Here is a 14333-nt window from a genome sequence, read left to right on the forward strand (position 1 = left end):
TGCAATATGTCCGCAATTGAACTGCTCCTGCGCCTAGCCAAGATCCGCGAAGATCAAGCCATGGCCCGAGCAAAAAGGGCTGCCGGACAGGTAAACCAAACTAAAGCCTTTCAAAATCAAGTACTTGAGTATGCCAAGGACTATGAAGTGCAAATGATTGCCGGCGGCAATCAAAGTGTTTCCGTTGCCTTTATTCAGGATGCCAATGCGTTTCGAGAAAAGCTGATTCAGAGCTCCATCGAGATGGATGGGCAAATTCAAGGCTTAGCGAGGGCCTCAGAAGACACCCTACAAACCGCCACTCAGGCCAGAATGCGTACCCGCGGATTAACAAAATTAGTCGACAAAATGAAGCTGGAAGCCAGGAAAAAGAAGGCGAAGGCGGAAATGAACCTGTTTGAAGATAACTACGCCGCGAGGGCAAGTGCCAATTCTGGCACGAAAGATGCATAGTAAGTAGTGTTCCTTTTGGAGAGGCTATGCCAACAGTAGGTCAAATTCGAATGCAAGCAGCAGCCAGTGACGTGAATAGCGCCACTAGCAAGCCAGGCTCTATGCCCGGCGGCTCTGCTATGCCCGCCGGATTTGAAGCCTTTGCAGCTGCCTTGGATCGGTCCAGCATGACGCGCCTTGAGGCGCGGGCAGGATCAGATAGAGTTAGTTCTCAGCCCATGCCGCTGGCATTTAGTCGGCAAAATTTGCCGAGAATGGGCTCTCAAGCGGAAGATCCTGCAAAAATTACCGATGCAATGCAGTTGTTGATGGCACAGCTCGCTGCACAAGGCCTCTTAAATACTGCCCTGCAAACGCCTAATCCAGCAGTCCCACAGGTGAACTCAGCGGAAACCGATTCAGCAGCGCGCATTCAAAGCCTGATGGCAAGTCTCAATGCTCAGGCGGGTAGCCCAGATACCCAGGGTCTCATGCAGTTGGTAAATGGTCAGCAGCTTGATGCCAAGCAATCGGCCTTAATAACGCAAGCGCTCTCACGAGCCATGAAAGCCTCTGGCCAAAGCGCTGAAATAGCGATGCAAAGCCAGGCCGCATCCCTAATGCAGGCATTGCAACAACAGTCTTTAGGTCAAACTACAGCTCAAACTCCAGCCCAAATTGCGAGCGCGATTCAGAGCTTGGCTCAGAAAAATGGCATTACCTTGCCACCAGAGATTCAGACGCAATTAACGGCGCTCATGAATAAGGCTGCTGACTTGGGTTCCATTAAGTTGTTGGCGGCGGAAGGTGCTGGACAGCAAAAACCAATCGCAGTCCTTGAGCAAGCAGGTGTAGTTGACCCTGCTAAAGCCGCCACCATTCAAAACGCCACAGATCCTAAAGCAGCCAATGCACTGATCAGTGCAGGCGAAAAAGCAGTGAAAGCAAAATCATCGGATGCCATTTTGACGCCTGGCCAATCGGGTGATAAGGCTGCAGCTGCAAAAGGAGCGCCATTACTGAGTGCGAGCGCCGTGGATGCCAAGGGTGCGATCGAGGCGCACAGCATATCCCTTAATGAAAATAGGGAATTTAAGGATACCTTGGACACAGGGGAATTTAACCCCGCCAATGCTGCTAATTTAGCCCGCGTAGATGCCCAAAATATCAGTAATCAGCAAAAAATTGAAATGAAAGCTGCCGAGGTTTCATTGGCTACAGGCCCACTTCATGAGCAGGTTATGAATGCGGCCAAATCAGGTGGCGGACGCATCCTCTTGGAATTAACACCGCCAGAGCAAGGAACCATTCGCATCGATCTGCGGATTGACCCGGCTGGACGTGCCCACCTGATAGTGGAAGGCGCCAGCGATGCCACCAAGTCCCGACTGGATCAGGGCGGCCAGAGCTTGAAAAATGAATTTGCCCAAATGGGCCTGAATTTATCACTGGATTTGAGGCAGGACAGTCAATTTCAGCAGGCACGCGAGCAAGGTTTTAGCAATCCTCGATCGGGTTTTTACAACAGCCCACCCCCACTTTCTCAACGCTCAGATACAACATTGGCTATCGGTTCGGTCCGATCAGGTGATAATAGGGATAATAGCAATGCAGTTCACCTGTATGCTTGATATTATTGAGTAAAGAGGAATACAGCGATGGCTGATGAAGAGCGTATTGAACCGACTTTAGATCCAAATGCTGCAGCGCCGGCTGCTGGTGCATCCCCCCCAGCAAATGGAGACAATATCCAAGAAGCAGAAAAACCAAAAAGCAAGAAAATGCTTTTCATCATCATTGGTGTTGTGGTTCTGCTTGTGGCCGCCGTGGGCGGTTACCTGTACATGCAAAGCTCTGAAGAAGCTAGAAAGCTTAAAGAAGCTGAGGCAAAGCGCCCCGAAAATATTCTGAAGAAACAGTTGATGGAGCGTAAAGAGAATGCTCCGCCAATCTATATTCCCTTGGAAGAAATGATCGTAAACCTGCCAGGGCGCGGTGGCGAACATTATCTGCAGGCTAAAATCGTTTTGAGAACCAACGATTCGGCCACTGAAGGCAAGATCAAGAATTTCATGCCAGTGATCCGCGACAAAATTATCACTGTGCTGTCTTCGCGGCAAATGCAAGAGTTGGCCACGGTTGAAGGCAAAGTCATGATGGCGCGGGAAATTGCATTGGTCATTAACTCCATCATTGCGCCTCAATTAACCGCTATTTATATTTTGCAGCAGCAACCCGGTACAGCGGATATGCAAAATTTAGAGCGCATTGGTGCAGTTCCGAAAGAGACATCCTCTGGCCAAAAAATTACAGGTGAAGCAGCCCGCGCTGCAGCTGAGTTCTGGAATGTCACCGAAATGGATTTACCGGTGCAAGCCGTGTTGTTCAGTTCGTTTGTGATGCAGTAATCGACTACTTTAGAAAGTCCACCTAGGAAAACATGGCGGCAGAGGAAATCAATGTCGAGATGAACATTGACGCTGAAGATCAGCGTGCGATGTTTGATAAATCGAAGATTATTGCTCGGCGCCGCATGCCGACTCTGGAGTTGATTCACGAGCGCTTTAGTCGTGCGGTTCGACTCACCCTCTTTAATATGATCCGCGCACCCATTGAGGTGCAGATGCACCTTCCGGTAGTGAAGAGCTATCAAAAATTCGTAGACGAGTTTCCTGAGCGTACCAACATTAATATTGTCGGTATTCGTCCCTTGCGGGGGGTGGGTTGCTGGATCGTGGACCCGGGCGTTGTTTACATCGCAATTGACAATATGTTTGGTGGCGAAGGGCGCTTGGCACCAAGACTCAATTTACGCGAATATACCGCCACCGAATTGCGCATTATTCGTCGTTTAGTGGATGCCTTTTTAAGCGAATACGAAAAGGCATGGAAATCGGTTTACGAAATTAAGTTTGATTTCATGCGGCAAGAAACCAACTTCGGTTTTGCCAAGATTACCTCGCCGGGCGAGATGGTCTTGCACTCTAAGTTCACGATTGAGATTAATGGCCGGCCGGGCGACATTGATCTGTGCATTCCGTTTTGGGTGCTGGAACCAGTCAAAAGCATTTTGTACAACAATATGCAGGGTTTTGCGACCGAGCCCGACCAGCACTGGACCGACTTATTAAATGACCAAGTTCACGAGGCGCCTGTAACGGCCGTTGCAGTCTTGGCGCGCAAACAGATGCTGCTCCGTGAAATTACGTCCCTTTCGGTTGGGGACATTATCCCCATCGAGATTAACGACCCGGTCACGGTGTACGTCGATGGTTTGCCTGTGATTAAGGGTCAATATGGCACCAAGGATGGCCGTTATTCGGTCAAGGTGGGTACGATTCAGCACCCGACCGAGTTTCTCAAGAGCCCCCTTGAAAGTGCACGCCTCGGCCCTAGCATGATGCGGAGCGCTGAAAAAGGCGAGCTGTATGAGCAACTTCCAGAAGCCGCCCAAAGTCAGGCTCAGGTACCCGCAACTGCCAGCCCAAGCGATACAATAAGTGCAGCGGCAGATGGCTTAATCCCTGATGGCCAATAAAGCACCGAGAAAGCACAGAATAAGGAATCACCATGGCTGAAAACGACAACGATTTAGCGAAATCAATGACCAGTGCCGATGTATCCGGCTCCTTGCGTAAAGCCACCTTTAACAATTTAGAGGAAGGTACACGAGTTAATCCCGATTTCAATGAAATCGACCTCGTAATGGACGTGCCTGTTCAGGTAACGGTGGAGCTGGGCCGTGCCAAAATGCAAATCCGCAATCTACTTAACCTAACGTATGGCTCGGTGATTGAATTGGATATCTTGGCGGGCGAGCCCCTTGAGGTTGTGGTGAATGGATGTTTAGTTGCGCAGGGCGAAGTTGTGATTGTGAATGACCGTTACGGTATTCGCTTGACTGACATCGTGACTCCAGCAGAGCGTCTGCGAAAAATTAATCGTTAATTGACATGGACTCCACGGTTGGAGGTATGTTGCTCTTCTCATTCATCTGGCTCGCACTTGCAGCAGCCCTGATTTGGGTTGTCGCTTTTCTAGTTAAACGCGACGCCGCCATCCGCACCAGTAATCCCCATGTGATGATCTTGGCACAGCAGGCATTGGGCCCCCGTGAGCGTGTCATTGTTCTCAATGTCTTAAATCGCATTTTAGTGGTGGGCCACACGCCTAGTCAGATTACCCTGATCACTGAACTTGATCCTGAAGACGTAGCCAATTTGAAGCCGCAAGCAACAAGCGTCGATTTTGCAAATAACTTGCGCCAGTTTGTGAAACGAAAATTGGGATGAAGCGAAAAATATTTTGGTACTCCGTTGGTCTAACAGCCCTCGTTGGGCTGTTTCCATTAGCGGTGTGGAGTCAGACTTTACCGCTCGTCACGGCTAAGTCAGGTGCTGCCGGCACGTCGTATGCCGTTCCAGTCGAAACCATCATTGCGCTGACCTCGCTGAGTTTTCTGCCGGCTGCCTTGGTCTTGATGACGAGCTTCACGCGAATTTTGATTGTCTTTTCGTTATTGCGTCAGGCCTTGGGTTTGACGACGATGCCTCCGAATATTGTCTTGATTGGACTGTCATTTTTCCTGACCCTGTTCATCATGAACCCAGTCTTTGACTCCATTTATAAGAATGCATACCAACCATACTCTGCCGGTAAGATGGGTTTCCCAGAAGCAGTAGAGGTTGGCGGCAAGCCTTTAAAAGAATTTATGCTCAAGCAGACGCGTCGGGATGACCTCAATCTGTTTGCCAAAATGTATGGACAAAACATTGATACGCGCGAGGATGTGCCATTCACGGTATTGATACCTGCCTTTGCCATTTCAGAGATTAAAACGGGCTTCTTGATAGGCTTTGTGATCTACCTTCCCTTTTTGGTCATTGACTTTGCGGTCGCCAGTATTTTGACTTCGCTTGGTATGGTGATGGTCTCGCCCATGATGTTCTCCTTACCCCTTAAGCTGATTGTGTTTGCGTTGGCGGATGGCTGGGCGCTGTTAGCCACCTCGCTTGTACAAAGTTATATTAATTAGCTGCCATGGAAAGCGGAGTCATCATCGATTTGATTTACCAAGCTTTGAGGATGGCTGCGGTATTGGCCGGCCCCATTTTGATGGCCTTATTGATTGTTGGTTTGGTGATTGGTATTTTGCAGGCCGCAACCTCTGTAAATGAGTCGACAGTGGCATTTGTACCCAAGTTGATTGTGTTTGGGCTCGTCATCGTTTTGATTGGCCCCGTCACCTTGGTTTTGTTCACTGACTACATTAAAGCGCTCTACAGCAGCATACCGGGTTTGGTAAATTAATCTATGTTGACCATCACCGGTCTTCAAATTGAGCAGTACATGGCGATTTTTATGTTTGCCTCGATGCGGGTGCTTGGCCTTTTCTTAACCATGCCACTTTTTGCCTTTCGAGCTCTTCCAATGCGATTTCGATTGATGGTAGCGCTTGCGTTTGCGGCATACATGATGCCTGTCATTGCGTCTGGGTTGATTCCGAATCCTGGCAGCATTACGTTTTTTGCTTCGGTGATTGAGTTATGCATTGGCGCATTCATGGGCTTTGTAATCCGCGTTGGTTTTATGGTGATTGACGTCGCGGCAGAGATTCTTTCTTTTCAGGCTGGCTTTAGCTTTGCTTCCACCGCCTTCCGAGATCCAGCCCTTGATTCGGGTTTGGTCGGTCAATTTTTAGGCCTCACTGTAATTGCTTTAGCCTTTTCTTTAAATGTTCACCTAGTCGTGCTTGAGATTCTGATGAATAGCTTTAAAACAATTCCGGTTGGGGTTTGGCCTGATGCGTGGTCATCCAAAGGAATTTTGGATTTAGTGACTGCTTCGTTTCGCTTGGGATTAATATTGGCTATGCCGGTACTCTTGGTCTATATGATGTTTAACTTAACGCAAGCTTTTTTGAGCAGAACCAGCCCCCAAATGAATTTGTTTTCTGTGGGTTTTGCGGTGAGTATTCCCTTGGCTTTCTTGGTTATATTTATGATTCTCCCTGATTTGAAAATTGTGTTGGAGCGCTCCCTCGAAAATCCACTGCAATTGTTGCGCCAAGGCGTAGAGGTTCCCAATGCAAAATAAATTGGTATTTAGTCTGTTACTCGGTTTGTGCTTATCGGTGGCAAGTTCTGTCAGTATTGCTCAGCAAACGCTCACTATCTCTATAGAGCCCGAGAGCGTCAGTACTCCAGCCCCGACCGCGGAAGAGGCTGCACGGATTACGCAGAACTCCCTTGGGCAGGCGCCAGTAGGCCCCGCAGATTGCGAGACCAAGTTCCCTTTCCCGCCCACTACAGAGCGCGATCCCTACGCTGAAAATGGACAGGATATTTGCACGAAGTTACAGATTCGCGGCCAACGTATGCAATGCGAAGTAGAGTCCCTGTTGGCAGAAAAACCGGAGGGTAAAAGCACCGTTGGTTCCAAGATCGAGATGGCGGCATGGGCCCGCTGCAATCTAAGGGTAGCTTCTTTATTGGTCGAAGGCTACTACCTACCCGCCAGTGAAATTGAGCGCCGTTTGCAAATCTGCAGCGCTAATTTTTATGCCGATCCTGGAAAGTTACCGAAGCTTGGCCCATACCAGCGGTTTTTACGGTGGGCAACGAGCAATGACTTGACTCCGCCCCCAACGGATGCTGCGCTGGAAGTGGCCTTGAGGCAGTCCACTCCGCTCGAGAGTCATCAGGATTCGGCTGGCTTAATGAAGTGCGATTGGATGTTTTCGCGCAGCAGAAAGCCGATGATTGATGTTCTGCCCAGCCTTGGAAACACCGGCGCGGCAGATTTACCTACTGGATCCCCAGCAAAAAAGGCCGCCCCAAAGCGTCCGGCGCCATAAGTAGCAGGGCAGTGCCCATAAAGCATTGATTTTTATAGCAATATAAACAGCATTTCTAAAATAGCCGTTACTAACAGCATGAATACATATAGCAAATTACCCCTCTCCTTAGTGGCCATGGTGCTGTCCTGCATGATGGTATCGAAAGCCATTGCGAACGATGCGCCTGCGGCGGCCAGTGCGAAGCCCAAAGCGGTTGCCGCGTCAGGTCCGAGCGATGATGACCTGAGCAAAGCATTGCTGAATAAGATCAACAAAGGCTCTGGTGACATTGTGATTCGCACGGGCGATCTTCCTACGGGCAATCCTCCGCCTCAAGCAAAGCCTGAAACTAAGCCTGAAGCTAAACCAAAAGTAGCGAAGGCACCGGCTAAGCCGGTTGAAAAAGATCCTATTGAGGTGGTGCAGTGGACTTATATGGATGGCCCTGGCGGACCAGAAAATTGGGCTAGCCTCGGTAAAGAAAACCTCGCCTGCATGAAAGGCAAAAGCCAATCCCCGATCAATATCAACGTAGATCGGGCTGTAAAGGCCGAGATGGCTCCATTGGAGTTTCTCTATCGCCCCTCACCACTGTCGATTGTGGATAACGGGTATACCGTCTTGGTGAACTACGGTGAGGGCAGTAATGTGATTGCCGAAGGGCGTCAGTACCGGCTGGTGCAATTTCACTTTCATAAGCCAAGCGAAGAGGCTATTAATGGTGATCGTACCGATATGGTCGCGCATTTAGTACACCAGCACCATGACGGCAGTTTTCTGGAGGTGAGCGTATTGATGAGCACAAAACCCCCTGCTTCAACTCGACGATATTTATGGGGTAATGATGAGGTGAAGGGAAATAGCCTGATCCAAACACTTTGGAATAATGTTCCGCTGGTGAAAGGGAAGGTAGAAACCCCACCAGTCGTGATTGATGTGAACCAACTATTGCCAGCCGATAGGGGTTATTTCACCTACATGGGGTCGCTTTCAACGCCCCCATGCACAGAGAATGTGTTGCGCTATGTCATGAAAACCCCGATCTACGTTAGCCCAGAGCAGGTTAAAAACTTCGATCGAATCTATCCCATGAACGCCCGTCCATTGCAGCCTAAGGGAGACCGTTTGGTTAAGGAATCGACCGGCAACTAAGTTAGCTGGGCTTGGAAAAAGATGCCAAGCCTACCCATATAGTCTGAATAAAGCGGCAATATTTGCCGCTTCTGCCAAAAACCCCGCTAAATGGGGGTTTTTGCTAAGAATGCCACTGTCTTTCGATGCTAGGCCAGCATTGGGGAAAGCAATTAATAAAGTTAGTGCTCACTAATTTAAATCCAAATCTAAAACTGGCACAGTCCTTGCATAGTCTTATGTGAGGATTTTCTCCTCAGGATATGTAGTCCCATAACGGGTGGAGAAGAAATGAACGCTGTGCCGCAATACGACTCACTGGCTTTTGCTGAAAGTACGCTCAAACTGCGTACCTATCGTCAGCAAGTGCTTGGGAACAATTTGGCGAATTCCGATACCCCTGGCTTCAAGGCAAGGGATATTCAATTTGCCGATGTACTCAAGGCCCAAATGGATGGCAAGGCCACTTCGAGTTCAGTAAGCATGGCGACAACCCACAAGGCACATATTCCTGGAAAAGTTACCCAAGACGACCCCCGTTTGCTGTACCGCATACCAAACCAGCCGTCGATGGACGGCAATACGGTGGACGCTGATGTCGAGCTCTCTGAATTTACTAAAAACTCGGTATTGACTGAATTTGCAATTAACCGGGTTGGAAGCACCATCAAATCACGCATGTCAGCTATCACAGGGCAACCCTCATGAGCCTGCTAGCCACATTTAATATCGGTTCCACTGGCATGACTGCACAAGCCATGCGCTTGAACGTCACCGCATCAAATATTGCCAACGCAGAGAGTATGTCGGGACCCGATGGCCGACCCTATCGCGCAAGGCAAGTGGAGTTTATGGCCGTAAGGCAACCTGGCTCAGCAGGATCGGGAGTGGAGGTTAGTAAGGTCTTGGAAAGCGACGCCCCATTGCGGATGGAATATCGACCAGGGCACCCTAAGGCAAACAATGCAGGCTATGTCGAGATGCCCAACGTCAATCCAGTGGAAGAAATGGTGAACATGATTTCGGCATCGCGTTCCTATCAAATGAACGTGGAAGCAATGAATGTATCGCGGGTGTTGTTGTTAAAAACCCTGGATATGGGTAAGTAAGTTATTAAGAGTGTGCATAAAGCATAAGAGGAAATCATGGCAATTAACAACCCATTAAACGGCATACGGACCTACGATCCAAATACAGCAAATAAACCAGTTGATGCTTCACCTACATCATCGGCTGGCGGGACTGCGACTGAGCAAACACAAAATTTTCTGAAGTTACTCATCGCACAGATCAAGAATCAAGATCCAATGGCGCCAATGGATGCATCCACCATGACTGCGCAAATGTCGCAGCTCAATATGGTGAGCAGCATGGCTAACATGAACACCTCGATGAATGCCATGCTATCGCAAATGCAAAGCGTGAATTTCATGAATCAGGCTGCCCTGATCGGCCATAGTCCAGCCGTTGCAGGTAATGGCATTGCATTTGATGGGGAAAACCAAGTTATGTTGGGCGCGAGTGCTGCAAACCCACTGAAATCAGTTGTGGCAACCATTAAGGATGCTAGTGGCAATACCGTCAATAGTGTTGATTTGGGTAGTGTAAATACCGGCATGACTAATTTCATTTGGAATGGACAAAATGCCGATGGCAGCACGGCGCCAGCTGGAATGTATTACCTCAGCTTAAGCGGCACAAATTCGGCAGATGCCAGTGAAAATCCAACGGCTTATGTTGCATCCGTAGTCGCGTCTGTAACGAAGGGCACTAATGGCGATGCAATCCTCAATCTATTAGATGGACGAACGATTAATGCGTCCGAAGTTCAGCAGTGGATTAGCTAATTTAAAAGCAGATAACAAACAAAAGTAAATAAGACAAACAAAGTAAGAATAAAGGAAACAAAATGGGATACGGAATCGGACTTTCAGGTTTAATGTCAGCCTCAGAGGCAATTGATGTAACCAGTAATAACATCTCAAACGCACAGACAATTGGTTATAAGTCGGGTGAGTATGTTTTCTCGGATCAATTCTTTAGAGCGCAAGATCCCCAATCTCAAGATCGTGCGGGTATGGGTGCATACCGCATGTCCATTCGTAGAACGGCTGCGTACGGTACGGTAGTAGGTTCGCAAAATCCATTGGATATGGCAATAACTGGTCCCGGGATGTTCCAGTTGGCCAAGACCGTGGACGGAACAGTTCCTACTGAAAACCCAACTAAATTTCAGTACACCCGCAATGGCCAGTTCGCTGTAGATAGTCAAAACCGGATCGTGAATCAAAACGGGATGTTCTTGGTTGGCTATCCAGCAGACTCGGCTGGTAAGGTGCTTTCGACTGCAAAGTCTACTTTGACCTTGGATCCAACTCCGATGGCTCAGCAGGCCACAAAAAATTCCAATATCAATTTGAACATTGATAACCGTGTTGATCCAAACCCAGGAAATATCTTTAACGCACAAGTTCCTGCAACGTATTCACAAGCAACATCGCAGACTGTATATGATGACAAGGGTGCGGCGCATACCTTAACGATGTTTTACAAAAAGGTAAATCCGGCAAATTTAACAATTACGGCGCGTACTCCAGGTACTATCGCAGACTCTATATTTGACTTTAGTCCTACCCAAAGTCTGGGCGCAACTCCAGCGGGGGAGCAGTTTAATAAGATTGCCACAACCTCAGTTGCTCAGGTGGGCGCGCCTAATGCGACAACCCAGACTGTTTCTGAGACTACATTAACGTTGATGAGCGGTACTAGAAATACAGTAGGCTCAACTTATAATTTAAAGTTAAAAGACGGTACAAATCTTTCCATTACGCAATCAACTGCTGGCGCTGGAGGTCCACCTGCGGTTGCTGCACAATATACAGTCAGCGTTGACCGTTATCAGGTTTATGCGACTCTAGATGGCAATGCAGTAGCAAGTGATGCTACTCAGACAGGGCTCACTAATGTGACTATTGGTGGTGTTACATCGCCTGAGCAGACCTCGTTGGGAACCATTGCCTTTATTGCCGGTAAGAATTTAGATTCGTTATCACGCGATTCCTTTGGAAAACCACAGTTTGCAACGCAATTCAAAATTGATGCCAGCGGCGGTAAAGGAAGTACATTTGGTAAAACGAATAATGGCGGTATCGTCCAGTTTACATTGGATAGTACTGACATGACGGGCTATACCTCGGCCGCTCAGACTTACGGGAATAACCAAGATGGTTCAGCAACATCACAACTGGTTTCTTACAATATTGACTCCAGTGGAAACCTAGTTGCTCAGTACGACAATGGTAAATCTAAAATTAAAGGGCAGGTATTGCTTGCATACTTTAATAACATTGAAGGCTTGATTCCGAACGGTAACAACACATTTGAAGCATCATCCGCCTCGGGCGATCCATTGTTGAGCTTTCCAGGCGATGGAACATTGGGGCAAATTCGCGCAAAGGCCCTTGAGCAATCAAACGTTGATTTAACAGGGGAGCTAGTGAAATTAATGGTGTTGCAACGCCAATACTCCGCAGTCTCACAAGCGACCAAAGTAATGGCATCAACCTTGATTGATGAAGCCATCAATATTGGTCGCTAACGATAAGTAAATGACTACGTAAATGATTAATCGTTACGCCTATACCTCGATGACGGGTGCCACCGCTGCGACGCAACAGTTGGCGGTCACCTCGAACAATCTAGCGAATGCATTGACGCCAGGTTTTCGAGAGGTCATCAGCGCCTTTCGCGCGGTGCCGCTGAAGGGCGATGGCGTCCCATTTACGGGGAATGGCGCAGATACGAGGGTGTTCTCAGTAGAGACGACGCCGGGGAGTAATTTCACCCAGGGCCAGTTACAAACTACCGGCAATGCATTGGATGTAGCGATTAAGGGTGACGGTATGTTTACGGTGCGTCGCCCAGACGGACAAGAGGCCTACACCCGGGCGGGTAAGTTCATGGTCAATGAGCAGGGTATGTTGATGATAGGCAAGGACATACCGGTAGTAGGATCTGGCGGCACCATAACAATTCCGATTGGGGCCATTGTTCAAATCGCTGAAGATGGCGCAGTATTCACCCAATTGCCAGGAACCCAATTTTTGAATCAGGCGGGCAAACTAAAGTTAGTTAACCCGAATAGCAACGAATTAGTTAGGGCTGCTGATGGCCTCTTTGATTTGCCGGGGCAACAGGCTGCAGCAGATCCTGCTGTGCGAGTTGTGCAGGGCGCCTTTGAGATGAGTAATAACAATCCAACTTTAGCGATGGTGCAAATGATTGATCAGAGTCGGATGTTTGATTTAAACAGCCGGTCTATTACATTTGCAGACCAAAACGCTAGAACAGCAACCAGCTTGCTATCCCTCACACGGTTCTAATTTACATTCATAACACGAGAAAATAAAAAATGTTACGTTCCTTATGGATAGCAAAAACAGGTATGGACGCCCAGCAGTTCAACCTGGATGTCATTACCAATAACTTAGCGAATTCATCGACCACTGCGTTTAAGCGTGTCCAGCCGATGTTTCAGGATTTGCTCTACACCACATTACGTTCTGCAGGCTCTGCAGCAAACGCGCAAAATCTATTGCCCACGGGCTTACAGATTGGTTCTGGTGCCGCTGTTACTTCGACCGAACGAAACAATATTCAGGGCGGATTGGTTCAGACTGGAAATCAACTCGACGTTGCCATTCAAGGCAATGGCTTCTTTCAGATCCAGTTGGCAGATGGAACATTAGCCTATACCCGTAATGGACAGTTCAGTAAAAGTGCAACGGGTCAGATCGTGACGGCGGCAGGCAACGTTGTTGCTGGCGCTGGTGTTATTCCGGCAACCGCTACATCGATCACCATCAATCAGGCCGGCTTGGTGCAGTACACATTGCAAGGCAATACCAATGCGATTCAGGCAGGTCAAATTACGATGGCAAATTTCATTAATCCAGCTGGTTTGCAAGCCTTGGGCGGCGGAAATTTTATTCCTACCCCCGCTTCCGGCACAGCGCAAAATAACATTGCTGGATCGAATGGTATGGGCACAACAAACCAGTATTACATTGAGCAGTCGAACGTCAACGTAGCGGAAGAACTCGTAAACCTGATTGCGTCGCAACGTGCCTACGAAATCAATACGCGCGCAGTGACTGCAACCGATCAAATCTTACAGCGCGTAAGCAATATGGGACAGTGATGATGACCTTGTTTAGAGCCTATCCAAAGCTATCCATTCTGGCAATGTGCGCCATCGTGCTGGGTGGTTGCGCTAGCGCTGATCGCCCATCCCTGTTGACTACACCGTCAACCGCACGTCCACGACCCATTCAGGAAACGTCAGCCAATATGGGTAGTCTCTACCCGGCAAACTCTGGCGGCCCGTATGTCAATGCGGTAAGCCATCGGCCTTTATTTGAGGATCGCCGCGCACGTAATGTTGGGGATACGCTGACCGTACTTCTCAATGAAACAACCAGTGCCGCAAAAAATTCTGGGATGTCTGCTGCACGGAAGGCAAACGCCAGTTCCCAATTTGGCAATACTGGCTCAACTCCATTTGGGCCATACACCAGTATTGCAAACGTCGCTAACTTCGGTGGATCTGGTGATACTAAAACTGAAGGAACTGGCGCTAGCGCAGCCAGTAATACCTTTGCAGGAACTATTACCGTGACGGTGGTTGAAATTCTATCGAATGGAAACTTAGTGGTTGCTGGTGAAAAGCAAGTTGCCGTGAGCAACGAAGAAGAAATTATTCGCTTTGGCGGTGTTGTTAATCCAAACACACTGGTGTTTAACCAAGTATCGTCCCAGCAGGTTGCCGATGCTCGGATTGAATACCGTGGTCGCGGTGCCACCGATGATACCCAGGGCGCTGGATGGTTGACGCGTTTATTTTTAAAGCTCGCACCGTTCTAATGGCGACCAA

Annotated in this window: 18 protein-coding genes; all 18 read left to right on the plus strand. The window is 48.6% G+C overall.

Going from position 1 to position 14333, the window contains the following annotated elements; all coding sequences use genetic code 11:
• Window positions 1–6: 6 nt before the first annotated feature.
• On the plus strand, window positions 7–453 hold the full coding sequence (locus AOC34_RS02370; protein WP_108468603.1) for a flagellar export protein FliJ: 447 nt from the start codon (window positions 7–9) through the stop codon (window positions 451–453).
• Window positions 454–479: 26 nt separating this feature from the next.
• Window positions 480–2063 (plus strand): flagellar hook-length control protein FliK, encoded by a 1584-nt coding sequence (locus AOC34_RS02375; protein ID WP_108468604.1) that lies wholly within the window; start codon window positions 480–482, stop codon window positions 2061–2063.
• A gap of 27 nt (window positions 2064–2090) precedes the next feature.
• A complete protein-coding gene (locus AOC34_RS02380) occupies window positions 2091–2840 on the plus strand; it encodes a flagellar basal body-associated FliL family protein (protein ID WP_108468605.1) in 750 nt (249 codons plus the stop codon).
• Between the two features lie 32 nt (window positions 2841–2872).
• Entirely contained in the window at window positions 2873–3970 is a 1098-nt protein-coding gene (gene fliM, locus AOC34_RS02385) for a flagellar motor switch protein FliM (protein ID WP_108468606.1), read from the plus strand.
• 32 nt (window positions 3971–4002) lie between these two features.
• Window positions 4003–4380 (plus strand): flagellar motor switch protein FliN, encoded by a 378-nt coding sequence (gene fliN, locus AOC34_RS02390; RefSeq protein ID WP_108468607.1) that lies wholly within the window; start codon window positions 4003–4005, stop codon window positions 4378–4380.
• Window positions 4381–4385: 5 nt separating this feature from the next.
• On the plus strand, window positions 4386–4724 hold the full coding sequence (locus AOC34_RS02395) for a FliO/MopB family protein (protein ID WP_108468608.1): 339 nt from the start codon (window positions 4386–4388) through the stop codon (window positions 4722–4724).
• The gene (fliP, locus tag AOC34_RS02400) at window positions 4721–5467 is read left to right on the plus strand and encodes a flagellar type III secretion system pore protein FliP (protein ID WP_108468609.1); all 747 of its coding nucleotides are present in this window, start codon (window positions 4721–4723) and stop codon (window positions 5465–5467) included. The genes AOC34_RS02395 and fliP overlap by 4 nt, the downstream gene beginning before the upstream one ends.
• A gap of 5 nt (window positions 5468–5472) precedes the next feature.
• On the plus strand, window positions 5473–5742 hold the full coding sequence (locus AOC34_RS02405; protein ID WP_108468610.1) for a flagellar biosynthetic protein FliQ: 270 nt from the start codon (window positions 5473–5475) through the stop codon (window positions 5740–5742).
• A 3-nt stretch (window positions 5743–5745) separates the two neighbouring features.
• Window positions 5746–6528, plus strand: a complete 783-nt coding sequence (locus tag AOC34_RS02410; protein WP_108468611.1) for a flagellar biosynthetic protein FliR — start codon at window positions 5746–5748, stop codon at window positions 6526–6528.
• The gene (locus AOC34_RS02415) at window positions 6518–7288 is read left to right on the plus strand and encodes a hypothetical protein (protein WP_108468612.1); all 771 of its coding nucleotides are present in this window, start codon (window positions 6518–6520) and stop codon (window positions 7286–7288) included. The genes AOC34_RS02410 and AOC34_RS02415 overlap by 11 nt, the downstream gene beginning before the upstream one ends.
• A 78-nt stretch (window positions 7289–7366) precedes the next feature.
• A complete protein-coding gene (locus AOC34_RS02420) occupies window positions 7367–8422 on the plus strand; it encodes a carbonic anhydrase (RefSeq protein WP_108468613.1) in 1056 nt (351 codons plus the stop codon).
• Window positions 8423–8692: 270 nt separating this feature from the next.
• Entirely contained in the window at window positions 8693–9109 is a 417-nt protein-coding gene (gene flgB / locus AOC34_RS02425; protein ID WP_108468614.1) for a flagellar basal body rod protein FlgB, read from the plus strand.
• Window positions 9106–9510: a flagellar basal body rod protein FlgC gene (flgC, locus tag AOC34_RS02430; RefSeq protein WP_108468615.1), complete on the plus strand. Its 405-nt coding sequence runs from the start codon at window positions 9106–9108 to the stop codon at window positions 9508–9510. Before flgB ends, flgC begins: the two co-directional genes overlap by 4 nt.
• Window positions 9511–9546: 36 nt before the next feature.
• Complete coding sequence (locus tag AOC34_RS02435) at window positions 9547–10248, plus strand: flagellar hook assembly protein FlgD (RefSeq protein WP_108468616.1); 702 nt, start codon at window positions 9547–9549, stop codon at window positions 10246–10248.
• Window positions 10249–10310: 62 nt separating this feature from the next.
• Window positions 10311–11999, plus strand: a complete 1689-nt coding sequence (locus tag AOC34_RS02440) for a flagellar hook-basal body complex protein (protein ID WP_108468617.1) — start codon at window positions 10311–10313, stop codon at window positions 11997–11999.
• Window positions 12000–12021: 22 nt separating this feature from the next.
• Window positions 12022–12783, plus strand: coding sequence for a flagellar basal body rod protein FlgF (locus tag AOC34_RS02445; RefSeq protein ID WP_108468618.1), 762 nt, complete (start codon window positions 12022–12024; stop codon window positions 12781–12783).
• Window positions 12784–12812: 29 nt separating this feature from the next.
• A complete protein-coding gene (flgG, locus tag AOC34_RS02450; protein WP_108468619.1) occupies window positions 12813–13601 on the plus strand; it encodes a flagellar basal-body rod protein FlgG in 789 nt (262 codons plus the stop codon).
• Window positions 13601–14323 (plus strand): flagellar basal body L-ring protein FlgH, encoded by a 723-nt coding sequence (locus AOC34_RS02455; RefSeq protein WP_234408135.1) that lies wholly within the window; start codon window positions 13601–13603, stop codon window positions 14321–14323. The genes flgG and AOC34_RS02455 overlap by 1 nt, the downstream gene beginning before the upstream one ends.
• The last annotated feature ends 10 nt before the right edge of the window (window positions 14324–14333 follow it).

It is taken from the genome of Polynucleobacter difficilis (genome assembly GCF_003065365.1).
GTDB lineage: Bacteria > Pseudomonadota > Gammaproteobacteria > Burkholderiales > Burkholderiaceae > Polynucleobacter > Polynucleobacter difficilis.